Below are 19,810 nucleotides of genomic sequence, written 5' to 3' on the forward strand. Positions count from 1 at the left end.
CTGAAACTCAGTATGTTGTTTAAGAACTGAACAACATGGGGCTACCATGTCTTCTCATCGAATTAAGCAACAAAGCCCAAAACAGATTTTAGAAAAGGAAATAGCGATGCCAACTCCAGCATATATGTCTATCCAAGGTGAGACTCAAGGCCATATTACTAAAGATACTTACTCTGCAGATTCAGTAGGTAACACATGGCAAGAAGCTCACGTTGATGAGTTCCTAGTACAAGAACTTGATCACGTGCTAACAGTTCCACGTGATCCACAAAGTGGTCAGCCAACTGGTCAACGTGTACACCGTCCACTTGTTGTAACTAAAGTTCAAGATCGCTCATCTCCACTACTATTCAACGCACTAGTATCTGGCGAAAAACTTCCTGAGTGTGTGATCCGCTTCTACCGCACTTCAGTTCAAGGTAAACAAGAGCACTACTACTCAATCAAATTGATTGATGCGCTACTTGTCGATATCCAAACTCGTATGAACCACTGTCAAGACGCAGCAACAGCTGACCGCGTGACAGAAGAAGTGCTTAAGTTCACTTACCGTGCGATCGAAGTAACTCACGAAAACTGTGGTACTGCGGGTAACGACGACTGGCGTGCTCCACGCGAAGCTTAATTGCTCGTCGCGTAAAGATTCAGGGCCAACGATTGTTGGCCCTAATTCGATTATTTGTATCAGGTAAAAGATATGGTGAATGACGTAGAATTTAAATTTGAAGTGCCTGGATGTGGGCATGAATTTCGGGTTGAGAGCTTTCATGTTCATGAAGAGTTATCTAAGCCTTTCCACATCAATCTCTCATTACTTTCACTTGATCCAGATATCTCGTTCGATGAGTTAATACGTAAAGCAGGAACATTGACACTTTACGGACAAGGTGTTGGGGCTGCGCGTGTGTTCAACGGAGTGGTGAATGAAGTTCGTTACTTAGGGACTGGGCGTCGTTTTTCTCGTTATCAATTAGTCTTGGTTCCTCAAGCTTGGTTCTTATCTCAGCGCCAAGATTGTCGTATTTTCCAGCAAAAGTCAGCGCAAGACATCATCACAGAAGTACTCGATGATGGGGCAGTCACCGATTACCGATTTGAAGTGTCGGGTACTTATCCTCCAAAAGAATACGTTCTGCAATACCGTGAGTCTGACTTGCACTTCGTGCAGCGTATGATGGCTGAACACGGTATGTGGTATTACTTTGACCATAGCGATTCAAATCATACGATGGTCATTGTCGACAGTAATGACGCGATTGCACCTTTGATAAGCTCGCCACTAAATGCTTCTTACATTGGGCCGATTGTTTATCATGCCGATGGTGGCGGTGTTGCCGATCGCGAACATATCTCTGATCTCGAGTTAGTTAACCGCGTTAGAACAGGACAGGTTACGTACACAGATTACAACTACGAACACCCTAAAATTCCACAAGAGATGACACAGGCTGGCGAGCTAGACCAAGATCTCAAGCAGTTTGATTATCCTGGACGATACGTTGACCCGCTGATGGGTCAGGTGAGAACCACGGAGTGGATGTCGGAACACATAGTCGATAATCAACAAGTGGAAGCAACGAGTGACGTAATGCGCTTAGCATCTGGTTACAGCTTTAACGTCAGTGACCACCCGCGTTCTGAGATTAACCGCGATTACCTTATGTTGTCTGTAATGCACACAGGTCAAGATCCGCAAGTGCATGAAGATGAAGCGAGTGGTATGCCAACCACTTACTACAACCAGTTCTCGTGTATTCCACGTGATGTGGTGTTTAAGGCGCCTAAACTAGCAGCACCAGTGGTTGATGGCCCTCAAACGGCGGTTGTTGTAGGACCAGAAGGTGAAGAGATTTACACCGACAAGCTTGGTCGAGTGAAAGTACAGTTCCATTGGGATCGCTACGGTGATAACAACGAACATTCAAGCTGTTGGATTCGTGTAAGCCAATCCATGGCGGCGCCAACATGGGGCGCAGTTTATTTGCCGCGTATTGGCCATGAAGTCGTAGTGACTTTCCTTGAGGGGGATCCAGATCGTCCGTTAGTTACGGGCGCAGTTTACAACGGTTTGCATTTCCCACCGTACTCTTTGCCAGAAAACAAAACTCGTACCACGTTCCGCACGCAAACGCACAAAGGAACAGGTTACAACGAGTTGAGTTTTGAAGACGAAGCGAACCAAGAAGAAGTCTATATTCACGCTCAAAAAGACATGTCGACCAAGGTGCTCAACAACCGTTACCGTGATATCGGTCAAGATGAATTCTTGAAGGTTGCACGTCACCAAACGAATGAAGTTCATGGTGACCATAAAGAAACCATTCATGGACATAAAACGACACAAGTAAACAGTACGTTTACCGAGACAGTCGAGCAAGACGTTACCGTCACATACAACGCGAACGAAGCCCAGTATGTGAAAAACAATTCTGACTTAGAAATTGGTGATAACCGTACGACTAAGATCGGTAAAAATGATGACTTAGATATAGGCGAAAACAGTAACCTTACTATCGGTGCGTCTAAGAGTTCAGATATTGGTGCGGATGATAACCAGACGGTTGGTGGCAACTTAACGGTATCAGTGAAAGGGAACACCGCTTATAAAGCTGATGGTGCAACGCAAATTATCAGTGGCGACAAGATTGTATTGAAAACGGGTGGCTCCTCTTTAGTGATGAACAGTGATGGTTCAATAAAGTTATCAGGCTCGGCTATTACGATCGAAGGCAGTGACAAAGTCGTCGTGAAAGGTGGCAACGTAGTGGTTAACTAACAATGGAAAAACAACCTCTTACAACAGAAGTAATATCAGAGCAGCAAGCCGAATCAACGGCTTGCTTTTCGCGTTTTGGAAGAATAGTGGCTATCAATGAGTCTATGGGCAGTGTGCGAGTTGATTTTGATGGTAACCCATTTAAGCAGCCACTCACTGCGAGACTAGGACGTGGCTTTCGTCGTTCTGAACTGCAAATGGCTATCGATAATCGATTAAGTTGTCGAGTTGAGTTTTTGAACGACGACTTAAGCTTGCCTCTTGTGACGGACATTCTCTTCTCCATTCTGGATGACTCTGACGAGTTTGTATTGCGAGCGAAGAAGATGGTTATCGAGACAGAACAAGAGTTGGTAGTCAAAAGTGGTGAGACAGAAACTCGCTATAGCGGGCGCGATGGACGAATTACCACTAAAGCAAAGTATGTCACTTCTCAAGCAGAAAAAGCACAAAAAATTCAAGGCGGAACGATCGCAATTAACTAATTACCTAGCATTAGCTAATTTACGTCGAGTTAGCTAATTACTTTGTATTAACTAATTGCAATCGCGTTATGGCACGCTAATAACGGATAACTAGATGCGACAAAGAATCGGTGTTGAGCACCTAAAGGCACCCATAACCAATCAAGAAGTCGAAGGCGCGTTAGCAAAAGCTGAGCGCGCTGTGAATGACCTTTCCCAGTTGCCAGTAACATGGCTGGATTTCTGTAATGAAAAGCTGTCCATTGCTTCTGAAAGTATCGGGTTTTTAATCAGGCAGCGAGTTCAAATTCACAAAAGGGGTTATCCAAGTCGTGAGTTGGCGTATCTCAAACTTATTGAACGTCAAATTGAAGAGCTCAAGCAGGTCTACTTGTCGTTTTATCGATTAGCACCGGGCTTGATTCATCAATTAAGAGGCCAAGAGTCAGAAATCTACAGCTGGCTGATGCTGCAGGGCGAGTTGGGCTCAGAGTTGGATAACCTTTTGTGCGGCTTGATTTTACTCGAAGATATTGACGCTAAAACCGCAATGGTCATTGCCGTACAATCTCCGGTTGAATCTATGGATAGCACGCTTTCGGAGCTTATTGAGGGTAATGCGACATCCAGTGCGTTTTACTTTGAATGCTTACGTGTACGTCAAACATTAAGTGTTTCTCTCATCAAGCGCTGGCACAAAGCCAGCATCATTAGCTCTCATGTTGCTTTGCCACTGCTCGCTTTACAAGACGTGAAAGAGGGGATTGATTGGCTCAATGACAATGCAGGCAGCGAACAATATCTATTTGAACGTTTGATTACCAAACGTGACAGAGGCACTTGGTTCCGTCAGTGCTTTGGCATCGAACCAAATGGATTACCATCAGCGCAAGTGCTCACTTATGCCAAGTTGCTTGAGTTAAAAGAGTTTGAGGCGTTTGATATCTCTTCTTCATTAGCACCTGTTGATTTTGCGCTGAGTGGTGATTGGAAACTGGTGCCCCAAATCATCGAGCACTTGGAAAGTCTGGAGGAAGCTGAAGGTGAAATTTGGCTTCATGCCTTGTATGTCGTCTACGGAAAGCTTCTTCCTCTGACTCCCCAAGATGTTGGTGTCGAGTATGAATGGGAAGAGATCGTCGATCTGCTCAATGAGTGGGTGGAAGATGAAAAATACATCCAAAATCTACCAAGCCGCTTGGGTTACGCATTGAGCTTCGAGTCTACGTTAGCTGCGATGCAAGATGCTAACGTTGATGTGCTGTTCCGAGATTGGCTATGGCGTCAACTCTGTATTCAATCCAGAGCCTACGTGCCTTGGGATATGGCAATGCCGATTCATCAACAAGACTGGAACTTCAACAATTTAAAGGCCGCACCTTCTGCGAGCGAACGATTCAACTTAAGGAATAGCAATGCAGTTATGGGATATTGAGGCGCACCCTGAGCTATCACTTAAAGGTCGTTTTCAACGTGACGAAAACGGCGATGAAGTCTGGGTTGTAGTCGCCAAACGCACATGGCAATTCGATGGTGTGGTTTGGCACGAATTAGGTGAAAGTGAAATCTTCGATGATCCCCAATATTTGGGCGAAGAAGGCTTCTCTGCGATGAAAGTTGACCACGAGTTCGCGTATACCAAAGAAAACACAGATGTACTTGTTTACGGCAAAGCGCGCAGCTACGCGAAAAAGCCAGTGACATACCAAGAGTGTCGTGTGCTGATTGATGGTCATATCGATAAGACTCTCGCTATTCACGGGGAGCGAGTATGGGTTGAGCATGCTGGTAGTATAACGCTGAGCAACCCAGTCCCATTTATTGAAAAAGACATTGATTACACTTGCGCGGTAGGCGGTGATTTACGTAACCGAATAGGCGGTGGTGTTGCCGATTCCAACAAAGAATTGCTTGAACAGAAAGTACCCTCGATTTTTTATCCCCGAGAGGACTGGAGTGCCGCCGCGAAAAAACTACGCGTTGCGGGGTTCGGGCCAGTGCCTCCGTTCTTTGAGGCGCGCCAGAAGCTGGCCGGCACGTTCGATGACGATTGGATTGAGAATCGCAAGCCAATGTTGCCACTCGATTTTGATAAGCGGTTCTTCCAAAGCGCGCCTATTGATCAACAGTGCAAAGGCTTTCTTCGTGGGGGGGAGCGTTTGATGATGAGTGGTTTTTGTCATGATGACACGCTTTCATTTCGAATTCCTAAAGAAAAATACCGTGCGATCGCGACGTTTAAAGGTCAAAGTTATCAAGCTGATATGGCGATGTACACCTTATTCGTTGATGCGGAAAAGAAAACTATATCAATCAGTTACACGGCTGCGTTTCCTTGTCAGGGCAAGGAGCTCGATCACTAAGTTGGAAGAGGTAAGCGAGCATGCATAATTCAACAGGCCGTTACGTGCTAGGGATGGAAGTGATGACGCCAACCGGTATGAATTTAGATATTGCTAGTGCAGTTTCGTATGCTGATTTAGGAAGATTCGACCAATGTGTAGGGGATGATGGTATCGAGCGTTTTACTTACGCCAAAATCGAATACACCAAAGAAAGTGAGCAGTTTGAGAAAACGTGTGAGTTAATCACCCACTTGCTTGATTCATTGTTAGCACAGTTACCACGTTCATTGAGACCAATACCTTTGCTTATAGCTGTGCCTGCGTCTGTTTCACTAGTAAAGGTGCAAGAATGGCTTGGTGAAAGTAACTATGCTGAATTTCTCTCTGTGGTGAATGCTGTTCATGCCAGTGGGCCCAGTTTCGTTCTCCAGGCCATGAAATCATTGGATAAATATGATGCTATGATGTGTATCAGTGTCGATTCCTTGGTGAGTTCGATGCAAACACTCATCGACGATGCGATGGTAATGAGTACCAATAATCCATGGGGCGTTATTCCGAGCGAGGGTGGGGCGGGTTTAATTCTTTGTCGAAAAAACACCGTAGAAACATTGAAACTTAAGCCTCAAGCGCAGCTTGGCTACATTGATACGGAATTAAACACTTCAGACCGAAGAGGCATGTTTCGACTTGTTCAACGTGCGAGTAAAAAGCTCGATTCATTTGGTGAAGTGTATTCCGATATGACGAACCTGCGCATGCATTCGGAAGATTACGGCTTTGCTCTGGGGGCGAAAGCAGAACGATTCACGAACCCAGAACAACCGCAGCTTATCAATGAGTTGTGGGGCACAATGGGTAGTTGTTCTTCTCTCGCTTTAATTGCCTTTGCGGTCAGAGAGCACCACTTTAAGCAACCAACTACATTGTTAATGTTCGACTTTCATGGTGACAAAGGAGTTCTCCAATTACTGCAATGTTAGTGGGCACTCATCGATCAAATGGCAATGAAAATATACTCATATTATTAGGTTGAAGTTTGTAACACGAAAAAGCGTATAACTCATGCAGTGAAAGCGTAAGTAAAAAGGTCTAATAAGTTAGTAATAATAACTAAAATAATAGGCTTACTGTTTGTTTTAAATACCAACCTTGATACAAGTACGTTCAAGAAAATATTATTCAACTCTAATAATATTTATTCTATGAAAGAGTACTAAGTGTCTAATAATCAGAGTACAGCCAAAGGATATATCGATCAGTTGGTTGTTAAAGCTATTGAGAAAAAGAAACTGAATGAGCAAAGGCTAGCAGAAAAAAATAAGCCGAAGCTTGAGTACGTGCTTTTTTCACAGTTTGATGTATTAGACAAGCTTCCTTCTAAAAATGGTAAGACAACGGTTTACCATCTTGCAAAAAAAGGGCAGCCAGAGAAGCAAATCTGTTGCAAAGTTATCAATGATGACTCGCCAGAATTTGCGAGCAAAATGTTGATTAACGAAGCGAGCAGGCTGGAGCTTTCTCAACACCCTAGCGTGGCTAACTTTGTAAAAATCGGCAACGAATTCGAACGCCCATATTTGATGTACGAGTGGATCCAAGGTGAATCACTGGCAGAAAAAATGGAGCGTCATTCTTCTAAAGGCTTCCGCCACGACCACATCGCTTGGTTGGTGTATCAACTCGCTGGCGCTCTAGAGTTTATGCATACAAGAGGTATCTGCCATCTTGATATTAAACCATCTAACGTATTAGTGAGTGAAGGCGATTACGTTAAGCTCATTGATTTCGGCGCTGCTCGTTACATTGGAGAGACAGAACCTTACGCAGAAGCAAGCTTGAGCTACGCTTCCCCTCTTTATATAGAAACTGGCATCGCGGAACCGCAAGATGATGTTTACTCTCTCGCTTTGCTCGCTGGACACCTATTTTTAGGATCAATATTTGGTGATGCTTGGAATAAGCAGTTAAAAGATCGAAAGCGTCCGGCTTTGATCCCGGCTCATATTTGGAAATTGCTGAAAGAAGTCATCAACAAACCAAGAGGGCATGGCTATACCGCTATTTCTTTTGCTCAACAGTTAGCGCGAATCGATACGCAATCAATTAGCTCAAATTCTAACGCACCAATTTTCAGTAGCTTGCGTAACGCGGACTTGCTGCTTACACACTGTAAGCCAAATGATAAAACGGCGTATGGTCGCTTTAAAATATTAGAGGCGAGCTTAGTGTTGAGTGTGCTGGCAACAGCAGGAAGTTATTTGTATCAACAGAATAAAGATCAATTGGATGCCATTTTTTCCCGAGGTGTCACTACTGTAACTCACGTTATTACGCCCTCTGAAACGGCTTCTTTTTTGGCTCAGCCTCCATGGAAAATCAAAGAAGAATTGTCTCAAGCTACTCAGAGTATTGATATGACAGTAGCTTATCGAACAGCATATCAAGCTCAGCAGTTAAGCCTCTCGAATTTATATGAAGAAAAACAGGCTCAGTTAACGTCGTATCAATCGTTAGCGGATGGCTTACCAATGGCATTAGTCGAATTACGTAAGGAGCTTGTCACCTTGCGAGAAACCCTTGTTCGTGACGGTGCTCTGTTTCCATATGCGGATGAGGCGTTGACTAAAGTGATGTCTGGGTTAAATGTCGCGTCTATCGATTCCATGAAAGTATCTGCCATAGCTGGCAGTCGAGATAAGCAGATTGCTCGCTTAATTTTAGATGGTGAAGCTAAGCTCGCAGAAAATGAAATGAAAGAGGCATGGTTGTTAAACCAGTCACAAGCCTATTTCTACAACCAAATCTTACCAAAGGCTGTGATGGAAAATATTAATGACTCCATCGATAAACATGCAGAGGCGCACTTTTACACCAAAGCAATTGAAGAAGCCGAATTAGCCAAAGCCTACTTCGGTAATACGCCAGAACTAGACAAAAAATAAAGGATTTAATCGTCGCAAGAAGCGAATTTATTTTGTTTAGCACCGTGATGGAGCAATCCGTTTACGACAAACAAAAGCTACATGAATCCCTTGCCGATTTAGAACGGAATGCACCAAGTAAATTTACAGAAATCACGAAAATTCTAGATAGCATGGCGTCGGATGCGATTGAGCAGAGCCATCGATTATCTAAGCCAGCAAATGGCGCAATTGCGGTAGCGCGTGCGTTGAGAGATTACTTGACTGAAGGAGACGTGAATTTTGTCCAACATTGATATCGATCGTCTGCTTAATCCTATTTCTGATGAATCTCCAGTGGGAAACGATGCCCGTTACGAGTTTTGCTATGAAATGATGGAGTCCGAAGTGAAGAAATTCGGTTCCTTGTTTGGCGAAACAGTAGATTGGAGCGTGGTAAAAACGCACGCGACTGAAGTTCTAGAGCACCACAGTAAAGACTTAAAAGCCATTTGTTACCTCGTTCGCGCGCTAACAGAAGAGTTTGGTCTGCAAGGCTTTGAACAAGGTCTAAAGCTGCTTAGTGAGGCGTTAAGTCGCTTTGGCGTTGAATTGTATCCTTCGCGAAAGCGGGGTCGAGATGGCGCGGTCGAATGGTTGAACCATCAGTTTAAACTGGTCAGCAGCAAGTTAGCGGAAAGCGCTCAGTCATGGGATTTGGTATCAAACTGCATTTCGACTATTGAAGAAGTGCAGCGCCAGTACGACGAGGTTTACCAAGACTCAGAAGCGGATTTCTTTGAGATTCGCACTCAACTCAATGTCTTATCTCAACAAGCGGTGGCTGATGAGCAGAGCGATGATGCAGTCGTTAACGTCGAACAAGCGGCGCCTGCACCAGCTACGCAGCCTGCTGCCGAAGAAACGCCAGCGCAGAGTGAAGTGCAAACCGCACCGGTGAAGGCGGTTCCGCCGGCCCCTAAACCTGCGCCAGTTAAGAAAGCGGTGGCAAAAGAAGTGGATGTCGATACGGACTTCTCTTCGCCGACAGCTTCTAAGCGCACCTTGAAGAAGGTTGCAGAAGTCATGCTTCATGCGAACCCAAGTGATCCGCTGGCTTACCGGATTTATCGTCATCTGACTTGGGATGACATTGATGGTCTACCCGACCATCAAAACAATCAAACGCCTTTGAGCTTGGCAGTGTCGTCCGATCAACAAGCGGAATACCGAGATAAAGCTGACCAAGAAAGCGACATCGACACCATTAAGCGTTTGGAGCGCACATTAACGGATGCGCCGTTTTGGCTGACGGGCCATTACTTCGTGTATTCGATGCTTAATAACTTGAGCTTTGATGATGCAGCGCTTGCTGTGAAGCAAGAAGTGACGCGTTTTGTTGAATCGCTAGAGGGCATCGAGCACCTCTCATTTAAGAATTCTATACCATTTGCAGATGAAGCGACCTTGAGCTGGTTATCGACTCAAGATACCACTTCTTCGACTTCTCAACCCGTTGTTCAAACGGTTGTGATTTCGCAGGAAGACTCGCTGCCAATGGAGGATATCACTCTAGAAAATCTAGGGGAATGTGCCGCAGAGCTTGCCCACAAACTTGAGCTGGATAGCTCGGGACGAGGGCAGTTCATGCTGTATTTACAATTGATAGCAGCTTACCAGTCTGTTGGATTATACCCGTTGTGTTTGCCGTATCTTGAGAAGGGGTGGGAAGTACAAAAAGCGTTTAATCTCGCGAGCTGGGAACCCCACTTATCGTCACAGTTAGAAGACCTAATTCGAAAAACACTCCATCGGTTATTCAGAAGTAAGGATCTTTTGCCTGAGAAGTATGAAGAGTGGAAAGCAATTTACGACTAATTAAAGAGTTAGATAAGGAACGAATTATGTCACGTGACGGCTCGGTGGCTCCTAAAGAGCGAATTAATATCCGTTATGTTCCAGCAACTGGCGATACGCAAGAAGACGTAGAGCTGCCGCTAAGCATGATGGTAGTTGGCGACTTTACTGCGCGTGCAGATGAGACACCAATTGAAGAACGTACTCCAATTAACATCGACAAAGACAACTTTAACGAAGTGCTAGAGAGCATGTCTCCAAACGTTAAAGTCAACGTTGAAAACCGTCTTTCTGATGAAGAAGGCGGCCAGATTGGTGTTGATCTGACGTTCCAAAATATGAAGGACTTCTCTCCTGAAGCGATCGCGAAAAGTGTACCTGAACTAAACAGCCTACTTGAGCTTCGCGAAGCCTTGGTTGCACTGAAAGGTCCTCTAGGAAATGTTCCTGCGTTCCGTAAGAAGATCGCATCGGTTCTTCAAGATGAAGAGGCGAGAAAGAAACTGTTGGATGAACTAAGCATTGGCAACGACCAAGACGCGAAAGAAGAGTAAGGGATATCATGTCTGCAGAAGCACAAGCGCCAGAACAAGAAGCAGCCTTAGTTGAATCAGGCTCACTTCTGGATAGCATTCTTAACGAAACACGTTTAAAGCCAAGTGATGAAGGTTTTGACGTTGCAAAACGCGGCGTAGAAGCATTCATCAGTGAGCTACTAAGTAGTTCGAACACAGAGAAAGTCGACCAATCTCTGGTTGATCTGATGATCTCTGAAATCGACCAAAAATTGTCTAAGCAAGTTGATGCAATTCTTCACAACGAAGAAGTTCAAGCGATTGAATCAACGTGGCGTGGCCTTAAGTACCTGGTTGATCACACTGACTTCCGCGAGAACATTCAAATCGAACTGATCTCTGCAAAGAAAGACGAAGTTCTTGATGACTTCGAAGACGCGCCAGAGGTGGTGAAGTCTGGCCTGTACAAGCAAATCTACACACGTGAATACGGCCAGTTCGGTGGTAAACCTGTTGGCGCCGTCATTTGTGATTACGCTATGTCAGCTTCGTCGCCTGACATCAAACTGATGGAATATATGGCGAACGTAGGTGCAATGTCTCACGCACCATTCATCACGTCGGCATCGGCTAAATTCTTTGGTCTAGACAGCTACGAAGAGCTGCCAAACCTAAAAGATCTTAAGTCTGTATTCGAAGGTCCACAGTACGCGAAATGGCGTGGTCTGCGTGAGCACGAAGATGCACGTTACCTAGGTCTATGTACATCTCGCTTTATGCTACGTACGCCTTACTCTGTTGAAGATAACCCAATTAAGGCGTTTGACTACGATGAGCAAGTGACAGACAGCCATGATAACTACCTATGGGGTAACTCAGCGTACGCGATGGCGTCTAAGATCAGTGAATCATTTGCTAAGTACCGTTGGTGTCCGAACATTATTGGTCCTCAAAGCGGTGGTACTGTACAAGATCTACCGGTTTACAACTTTGAAGCTATGGGTCAAATCGAGACTAAGATCCCAACCGAGATCCTGGTTTCTGACCGTCGTGAGTACGAGCTAGCGGAAGAAGGCTTCATTGCGCTAACCATGCGTAAAGGTTCTGACAACGCGGCGTTCTTCTCTGCAAACTCTGTTCAAAAACCAAAAGTGTTTGCGAACACGCCGGAAGGCAAACAAGCCGAGATGAATTACAAGCTAGGTACTCAGCTTCCTTACATGTTCATTATCAACCGTTTAGCGCACTACATCAAAGTGCTACAGCGTGAGCAAATTGGTTCTTGGAAAGAGCGTTCTGACCTAGAAATCGAATTGAACAAGTGGATTCGTCAATACGTTTCTGACCAGGAGAACCCGCCAGCGGAAGTTCGTGGTCGCCGCCCACTTCGCGCTGCGAAGGTTGAAGTATCAGACGTAGAAGGCGATCCAGGCTGGTACAAAGTATCGATGTCTGTACGTCCTCACTTCAAGTACATGGGCGCAAGCTTCGACTTGTCTCTAGTTGGTAAGCTAGACCAATAACCCATTACTGAAACCATCAAGCAGCCAGTGAAGACTGGCTGCTTTTTTCGTAGGACCGCATATGGAAAAAGGTTACCGTCTTTTAGAGCGGATCGAGCTAGGAGAACCAAAAAACTGCTACGAGAAAGTGGTGTCTCATAAGCATTTGATTGAATCCATTCACTCGCATCTCGCTGACTTGTTGAATACGCACTCCGGCAACGCAATGATCGACAATGAGTATGGTCTGCCAGATTTTAACGACGTACTTTCTAACAACACAAACCTCGTTCGCCATATTCAAAAAAACATCACGTCAACCATAGAACGCTTTGAGCCCCGACTGCTGAATGTCGAGGTTCATTACCGTGAAGACCACCATAATCCATTACAACTCGGCTTTGGTATTCGCGGCGAAGTTTCCCATAACGGCGGTAAAGTCCCAATGTCGATCGATGTCTACATGGGAACCGACGGCCAATTTAACGTTTAGTAGGTGCCACTTGAGTAACAGTAAATACTTTCAAGATGAACTCACGTATTTACGCGAGTCGGGTAGTGAGTTTGCCAAATATCATCCGAAGTTAACTCACTTTCTCTCTGAAGGAACTTTTGATCCAGATGTCGAACGATTGCTGGAAGGTTTTGCTTTTTTGACCGGACGCATCCGCGAAAAGATTGACGATGAACTGCCTGAGCTTACGCAATCTCTGATGACTTTGCTGTGGCCACATTACATGCGTTCGATTCCGTCTTTGTGTATTAGCGAACTAAAACCGCATACCGGAAGTGTTACTGAGAAAACCGTGGTGAAACGTGGTGCGGAAATGGCCAGCGAGCAGGTAGAAGGCACGCAGTGTTTGTTCCGTACTTGTTATGACGTCAATCTATACCCAATTACGATTACTAACATCGAACAAACTAACAGCCGCACCAGCTCGATGATTGATGTGACGTTATCGACGGAGCATGGCCTTGAGCTGTCTCGGATAGGTTTAGACACGCTGCGATTGCACCTGCATGGTGAGATTCATATTACTCGCACTGTTTTCTTATGGCTGTTCCGTTATCTAGATCACGTCGAGTTGGATGTTGGTGGCGGCTACAAACATCGTTTAGGGCCAGAATACGTTAAGCCAGTCGGGCATGAAGAGGACGAGGCGCTGTTGCCTTACAGCAAAAATTCCTTTGCAGGCTACCGTTTGCTGCAAGAATTCTTCTCTTTGCCAGATAAGTTCATGTTCTTCGACATTAAAGGCTTAGAGTGGCTAAAAGGCATTCCACAGCGCAGTACGGTCAAAATCAAATTCCACTTTAAGCGTGCTTTGCCTTCAGAGGTGGTGCTTAAAGATAAACACTTAAGGTTGCACTGCACACCTGCCGTTAACTTGTTTGAAAAAGACGGCGATCCAATCCGTTTAGAGCATCGACGAAACGAGTACAAGGTGCGTCCACAAAGTAACACTCAAGAGCATTACGAGGTTTATTCCATTGAGCAAGTGGAGAGCTGGAGTAAAGACGAGCGTCGCCGAAAACCACTGATTGAATTTGAATCGTTTGAGCACCAAATCAACCAGCGTGATAAGCGAGAGTTCTACAAATCCAAAGTGGGCGAGCGAGTAAGCGGAAGAGGGTTAGAGCGCTATATCTCATTCCATACTCACAATGGCGACATCGCGGATTTAGGGACTGAAACAGTATTGATGAAACTGCAATGCAGTAACGCGGACTTAGCGGAGCGCCTGTCAGTAGGAGATATCACGTACGCGACGCACAAATCGCCAACGTATGCGACGTTTAAAAACATTACTAAGCCAACACAGTCAGTAAGTCCTCAGGTTAATGGTGAACTTCAATGGCAGCTGATTGCCAACATGTCGCTCAACTACTTGTCTTTGGCCAATATCGATGTGTTGAAAGTGTTGCTCTCGACTTACGACTTCCACTCTCGAGTCGATAGACAAGCCCACCGCGCGTCGATTCATCGACTTGATGGCATTATTTCTTCAGAGATGAAACCAATCGATCGCGTATTTCGTGGTGTATCTGTGCGTGGTAACCAATTCAAGCTCGTGACGGACTCTAAGTTCTTCGTAAATGAAGGCGATATGTTCCTTATGGCCACGGTATTGAATGAATTTATCCGTTTGTATTCGAGTGTGAACTCCTTTACCGAACTAGAGGTGTTCGATGAAGCGACGGGCGAGGTTTACAACTGGGCAAGCCTAATCGGGCAGCAGACAATACTATGATTAATACACTTTCTGATAAGTCGAATGAGTTTAGTTTCTACCAAGCGGTGTTGCTGTTAGAGAAACACTACCAGCTGGAGCCAAACTCAAACTTTGTTGCCGTGGGCGAGAACAAATACTTTCACCAAGAGCGAATTGAGTTCAGCGTGTCGCCAAACCTGTGCTTTCCAAAGAGTGATATGGACTTTATTACTCATATGGAAAGAAACGGACAGCAATATTCACGTATTGAGACGAACTTTCTTGGCTTGCATGGTTCAAGCTCGCCCCTGCCTGCGTCTTACACTGAGAAACTCGTCGGTCGTGATCCCGATGATAACCCAGTGAAGGATTTCTTCGACTTTTTCCACAACCGCTATACAAGCTTACTGTATCGTGTTTGGAAGAAATACCGATATCACGTGCAGTACAAAAGCGGGGCGAGCGATGCGTTTTCTGGGCGCATACTGCATTTGGCTGGTCTGTCAAGTGTTATGCAAGATTGTGAAGTCGCGGAGTTAGATCGAGCGAAAGTTCTGTCTTACGTGAACCAGTTATCTACGCGTACACGTTCACCTAAGCTTATTTCCGGTATTGTTTCGCACTACTTTTCACTGCCGAATGTGCGAATCGAAGAATGGGTTTATAGACGTGTAGAAATCGCTGAAAGCCAGCGTAACAAACTCAATCGTTCCAATTGTGTATTGGGGCAAAGCTTACACTTGGGACAAAGCATTGCGGATTTGAACGGCAAGTTTAACTTGTGTATCGACAACATTGATTTTGAAACGTTTAAGCAGTTTTCCTACGATGGTGAGTTACATAAGACGCTGGTGGGCTTGATGCGCTTTATTCTGCGTGACCCAATGTCGTGGGACCTAAAGTTGACAGTTAACCTAGACAGTATTCCAGAAAACAAACTGGGTAATGGAGAAGGGAATCAACTAGGTCAAACGTTCTGGCTAGGCAACCCAGGGGATAAAGACGCCAAAATTCGACTTATCGGAAGCATATAAGAAAGCCGCTCAACGAGCGGCCCTTTATGTTTTCCTCAAAGAGGTCAGAAAAGCTTAACGACTGATCGGCTGGTGCAGTACAACGGTAGTATCAAGCCTTTGAATGCCGTTAAATGATTCAATTTCATTACAAAGATGATGAATAGACTGCAGGTCGGGCGCTTCAATTAGGGCAATAATATCAAAGTTGCCACCAACAACGCTCGTTAAGCGAACCTCAGGGATTTCTTTAAGTGCATTCGTTACATCATTCTTCTTACCCTTTTCACAAGAGATCAGTAGATAACTAGCGGCTTTTCGCCCTTCATTTTCTACACGAATCTGTGCGGTATAGCCTTTGATAATACCGGTCTTTTCTAAACGATTAATTCTTTCTGCTACTGCTGTTCGAGACAAACCAATGTTTCGGGATAGATTCGCAATCGACTCTCGCCCATTCGACAATAGACTTGAAAGTATTTTTCGATCTAATTTATCTAAACCTTGTAAAGTCATGTTTGAAATCATGTGTTCTGCCTATTTTGTTTTTATATTGTTATTAAATCGACTCTGGGAGCGTAAAGTTATACAGCTCAGCAAGAGTGAATGGGTTTTTCTGTGTCAACGGAGTGATGCGTAAGCTCAAGTCCCTCCCTGACACTTTTATGTCACTGACAAAGCTGCCGTTATGAGTGTTTGTCAAGGTCGAGTCACCTAGCAATCTGTATATCGCCCATTGACCACTCTTATTTAAAACGTGCTGTCTGCCTTCATCGGTTACATCCTGGAGTGTGATACTAATATTGAAGTCACCATTTTGCGGTGGCCATGCCATTTCACGAATGCGGCTTGGACCGTGGTAGTAACTTATATTGGTATCTGCAATTTTTAAGCTCGCTCTAATCGCACTAGAATCAAGATCGAGTACTCTTGCACTAAACGGAATATGAACGCGGTTAGTGCTTTTATTAATTAATGTGTCTCGAATAACGTTATAGTTACGCAGTTGCACTAACAGAGCCGGAGAGATTGGCATCGTCTCGCCATCCACCTGTTTTGGCGTCCACAAATTGGTATCGTAGAACGGTGCAAAATTTTTCTGAATAAATGTGTCTAACAAGCCACCTGAAGCAAACAGTAATTCAAAATCTTCAATTGAGATTTCCTCGGTCGCTGTTAGATCAAATGGGTATCGTCCTAGCCCTATCTCTTTAAACTTGGTGTAAATCTCGCTGTACCATTGGGTTTGAATGCCTTTAGCGGACTCTTTAATCATGACTGACCAGCTTTGTTGAACCACATCTAACAACCAGCTACGAACGGGTTCCGGTGATTTTTGGGCAATCTGTTTAAGTTTTATTAATGGGTCAGCTTCACTGCTGTTCATTCGATGCTGAGCTGCCGCTAGCGCCGCCATTTGCGGGTCAGGTGCATCAGCAATGTCTTTCATATACGTGCGAACACGGCTTAGCGCTGTTACGGTCTCATCCCAAGGAGTAGGGGAGTTTGGTGTTTCACTGACCTGAAGTTGGTTTAATAAGTGAAAAGCTTGTTCAACACGTTTCATCAACAAGTAATCAGGCTTAACTACTTCCTCTACTGCGTCTGATGCGGAGTCTGCCGCTGCCACGAGTTTCGGGTCTAGCTTTGAAATCAGAGCATTTTTTTCACCAACGGGTGAAAATTGTGTGTTGGCATAGACCTGCTTCAGTACGGTTGTCATTGGTGAAGAAGGGCCCGAGATTAAGTCTATCGCGTTCGTTAGATCGCCGACATTGTCATAGTTCTGGACTTTTAGTTCACTCAGCGCATTGCGCCAATTACTGATGTAGTCGTCAGTATATTTTTTACGTACTTCCTCTTTGAAGGCTTCTTGTTCTTCACTAGTAGGAATAACGTGTTGTGACAGACCTAAAACCCAGTTGTCACTGATGACTTGTTGTGACATTAGGTCCACGCGTGGTCGATAAAAAGTGCTAAAACCAGTGGAGGTATAGATCTTATCTACGATCAAGCGTTCGCTATCGATTGGTGTGTTGAACACATTACTAAACTCAAAACCCACAGCTCGTTGCAGATCTAGGGTTCCTAAATCAATCGAATTTGCTTCGTTTAAAATGCCTGCATAAACGAGATCAACATTCGAATTTGCTAGCAATGAGCGACGTGTTGCGCGAACAAGATCCATATTGATATCAATTGGATCAAACTGTGTGCGAAAGTAAGCGTCCAAATAGCGCATCGCCTGATTGACGACGTCATTTTGGTTGCTCAAGTCGTTCATCATTTGGAGAGTTTGATGACGCAAAAAACGGATATCACGCTTTGTTGGATCGTTTAGCATTAGATACCCCTTCAATAGAGGTAAAGCGCGTGTAAAAGTGTTTTGATTTTGTGTCAGTTGTAGACGGTAACCTTTCTCAATGAGAGGTATCAACTGTTGAGCAACGTCCTTAAGTAATGCTTCGTAAGCGATGCGAGTGCTTTGATCCAAACGGCTAATGTTGAGTGGTAATATCTCTTCATCCAAAGCCTTAGAACCTTTAAGCCACGCCCCATAAGAAGGCTCTATTGCTTTCGTCGCCTTCGCTAAAAGCTCATCGAATCTTGCATCTTGCTCCACTTGTGATTTGTCATCGATACTCAAGAGTTGATTCATCACATGTAAGTTACTGTCTAATGTCGTGAAAAAGAAGTAACTGCCCCCAGTAAGCAGGATAATAGAGCCGAGTATTGCCAAACGGCTTTGTCTCTGAATTAGACGAAGATACGTCTTGTTTTCGCCCGCAAAGTCGCTTTCCGGCAATATTTGTGAATCAATCAGAAAGCGAGAGAAATAAGGCGTTTCTGTTAACTGAGTATGCTCTGACGCGATAATAGGTAAGTTGAAGTAATTACTACAACTTTTTGCAAGTAAATTGTACTTGCGACCGCCTTGCAGACTCGAACTAAAGAAAATCTCACGGATGTCTAGTGAATAGACACCGTTGTTAACATCACATAGACGCTCAAGCACATAGCTGACTTCAGACTGACATAGCTCAAACTGCTTAGGGAAAGCGAGTATTGCTTGTTTCTCATCAATGTCCGTTGAATTAGCGGATGCATCTAGCGCATTACTTTCAAGCACTCTCACTAGATTTCGATAGCTATCGCGGTAGTACTCTGCAAATACACCTTTGGCTTCTTTTAGTGGGATAGAGAGGAACTCAACACGTGTCTTGAGAGAGCTAAAGTGCATGTATTCTTTAAAGCCGTCTAACTTGTCTAGCTTTGACATAATCAAATAGATTGGCAATGCTGAAGACGTTTTAGAGTTGATGGTACTCAAGCGCGCCAATAACGACGAAATGGTGTACTCTTTTTGCTCTGGCTCAGAGACGATCATGAACTCGAAATCGGTGAAGAATAGACACCCAGAAAATGGCTTTCGAGGTCGATGATGAATAACTTCTTCAATGAACGTATTCCATAAAGAAGCATCACTGCTTGATACTTCCTGGAACACTAAGCGTTGGTCTGGTTTGATGTACACAGCGCTGTCAGATTCGTACCATTCAAAAAAGTCATTCTTAGCGGTTCTAGTGCGATCCATCGGTTTAATTGCACTAGAATTAAATAAAAATTGACGTCGCCCTGACCCTTTATTACCAAGCATCAGGTAAATTGGTTTCTTGCCTGAGTTAGCAAGAAGAGGCTGGATAACCATAGAAAGTGCTTCTTCCTCGGTTTCCAAATGTTGAGCTTTAGCGTTGTTCTTTTTCTTCAACCATAATGTGAATTGAAAAGTGACGTAAACAATGGCGATAGCACCAAGGGTCAGCCAAAGATAAAGTTGATCGATTTCGTCAAGAAAAAGCAGATAAATAGTGGTGATAATTGCAACCACTAAAAACATCAATATAGTAGAAATCACCACTGGATTTCTAAACAGTTTTTGTTTGAACATAAGCCTAAAACTTCTTTAATTGTATTGTTATTTATTGTCAGTTTTTTCAGCTTGTAGCTGACTCAATTTATATAGGTAGATGTTCAGTAAAAGGGTTGCGCGGTCAATTTCCTTTTGCTGTGAATACTTTTCAGCGTATTCAATACGACCTAAAAGCGGGAATAACGAGTTACTGTATTCGTACGCCTTTTCAGAGTGGCTTTGTTGCTTAATTCGATGAGAAGACATGGTAGCCCCATGTTGTTCAGTTCTTAAACAACATACTGAGTTTCA

16 protein-coding genes and 1 pseudogene are annotated in these 19,810 nt (G+C 44.4%); 14 read left to right on the forward strand and 3 right to left on the reverse strand.

Translation table 11 applies throughout. From position 1 onward, the window contains the following. The first annotated feature begins 106 nt into the window (after window positions 1-106). The 14 genes from R8O11_RS23290 (at window position 107) to tssG (ending at window position 15,609) form a co-directional block, all read left to right on the forward strand. Window positions 107-625 (forward strand): Hcp family type VI secretion system effector, encoded by a 519-nt coding sequence (locus tag R8O11_RS23290; protein ID WP_005373415.1) that lies wholly within the window; start codon window positions 107-109, stop codon window positions 623-625. A gap of 72 nt (window positions 626-697) precedes the next feature. Further along, window positions 698-2,776, forward strand: coding sequence for a type VI secretion system tip protein VgrG (tssI, locus tag R8O11_RS23295; protein ID WP_005373412.1), 2,079 nt, complete (start codon window positions 698-700; stop codon window positions 2,774-2,776). Between the two features lie 2 nt (window positions 2,777-2,778). Continuing rightward, complete coding sequence (locus tag R8O11_RS23300; protein ID WP_005373409.1) at window positions 2,779-3,261, forward strand: hypothetical protein; 483 nt, start codon at window positions 2,779-2,781, stop codon at window positions 3,259-3,261. 94 nt (window positions 3,262-3,355) lie between these two features. After that, a complete protein-coding gene (locus R8O11_RS23305) occupies window positions 3,356-4,675 on the forward strand; it encodes a hypothetical protein (RefSeq protein WP_318194503.1) in 1,320 nt (439 codons plus the stop codon). Further along, window positions 4,656-5,603 (forward strand): DUF2169 domain-containing protein, encoded by a 948-nt coding sequence (locus R8O11_RS23310; RefSeq protein WP_318194504.1) that lies wholly within the window; start codon window positions 4,656-4,658, stop codon window positions 5,601-5,603. The genes R8O11_RS23305 and R8O11_RS23310 overlap by 20 nt, the downstream gene beginning before the upstream one ends. Before the next feature lie 20 nt (window positions 5,604-5,623). After that, window positions 5,624-6,568: a hypothetical protein gene (locus R8O11_RS23315; RefSeq protein WP_033906406.1), complete on the forward strand. Its 945-nt coding sequence runs from the start codon at window positions 5,624-5,626 to the stop codon at window positions 6,566-6,568. A gap of 237 nt (window positions 6,569-6,805) precedes the next feature. Continuing rightward, window positions 6,806-8,530: a serine/threonine protein kinase gene (locus tag R8O11_RS23320; protein ID WP_412035067.1), complete on the forward strand. Its 1,725-nt coding sequence runs from the start codon at window positions 6,806-6,808 to the stop codon at window positions 8,528-8,530. Between the two features lie 32 nt (window positions 8,531-8,562). Further along, the gene (locus tag R8O11_RS31840) at window positions 8,563-8,805 is read left to right on the forward strand and encodes a hypothetical protein (protein WP_412035068.1); all 243 of its coding nucleotides are present in this window, start codon (window positions 8,563-8,565) and stop codon (window positions 8,803-8,805) included. Beyond that, a complete protein-coding gene (gene tssA / locus R8O11_RS23325; protein WP_138940122.1) occupies window positions 8,792-10,366 on the forward strand; it encodes a type VI secretion system protein TssA in 1,575 nt (524 codons plus the stop codon). Before R8O11_RS31840 ends, tssA begins: the two co-directional genes overlap by 14 nt. A gap of 26 nt (window positions 10,367-10,392) precedes the next feature. Then, window positions 10,393-10,899: a type VI secretion system contractile sheath small subunit gene (gene tssB, locus R8O11_RS23330; protein ID WP_318194505.1), complete on the forward strand. Its 507-nt coding sequence runs from the start codon at window positions 10,393-10,395 to the stop codon at window positions 10,897-10,899. Window positions 10,900-10,907: 8 nt separating this feature from the next. Beyond that, complete coding sequence (gene tssC / locus R8O11_RS23335) at window positions 10,908-12,383, forward strand: type VI secretion system contractile sheath large subunit (protein WP_005373378.1); 1,476 nt, start codon at window positions 10,908-10,910, stop codon at window positions 12,381-12,383. A gap of 61 nt (window positions 12,384-12,444) precedes the next feature. Further along, on the forward strand, window positions 12,445-12,855 hold the full coding sequence (gene tssE, locus R8O11_RS23340) for a type VI secretion system baseplate subunit TssE (RefSeq protein WP_005373376.1): 411 nt from the start codon (window positions 12,445-12,447) through the stop codon (window positions 12,853-12,855). A gap of 10 nt (window positions 12,856-12,865) precedes the next feature. After that, entirely contained in the window at window positions 12,866-14,614 is a 1,749-nt protein-coding gene (gene tssF / locus R8O11_RS23345) for a type VI secretion system baseplate subunit TssF (protein ID WP_017820373.1), read from the forward strand. Continuing rightward, window positions 14,611-15,609 carry a type VI secretion system baseplate subunit TssG gene (tssG, locus tag R8O11_RS23350; RefSeq protein WP_005373373.1) on the forward strand — a complete coding sequence of 333 codons (999 nt, stop codon included), beginning with the start codon at window positions 14,611-14,613 and terminating at the stop codon, window positions 15,607-15,609. Before tssF ends, tssG begins: the two co-directional genes overlap by 4 nt. 54 nt (window positions 15,610-15,663) lie before the next feature. On the opposite strand, the gene R8O11_RS23355 is transcribed toward tssG, so the two are convergent. From R8O11_RS23355 to R8O11_RS23365, 3 genes and pseudogenes are all read right to left on the reverse strand, one after another. Beyond that, window positions 15,664-16,116: an Lrp/AsnC family transcriptional regulator gene (locus R8O11_RS23355; protein ID WP_005373369.1), complete on the reverse strand. Its 453-nt coding sequence runs from the start codon at window positions 16,114-16,116 to the stop codon at window positions 15,664-15,666. A 31-nt stretch (window positions 16,117-16,147) separates the two neighbouring features. Next, window positions 16,148-19,537 carry a type VI secretion system membrane subunit TssM gene (gene tssM / locus R8O11_RS23360; RefSeq protein ID WP_104976197.1) on the reverse strand — a complete coding sequence of 1,130 codons (3,390 nt, stop codon included), beginning with the start codon at window positions 19,535-19,537 and terminating at the stop codon, window positions 16,148-16,150. Window positions 19,538-19,564: 27 nt separating this feature from the next. Continuing rightward, window positions 19,565-19,735 (reverse strand): annotated as a pseudogene (locus tag R8O11_RS23365) (type VI secretion protein); the annotation flags it as partial. Between the last annotated feature and the right edge of the window lie 75 nt (window positions 19,736-19,810).

It is taken from the genome of Vibrio sp. 1288 (assembly GCF_033344475.1).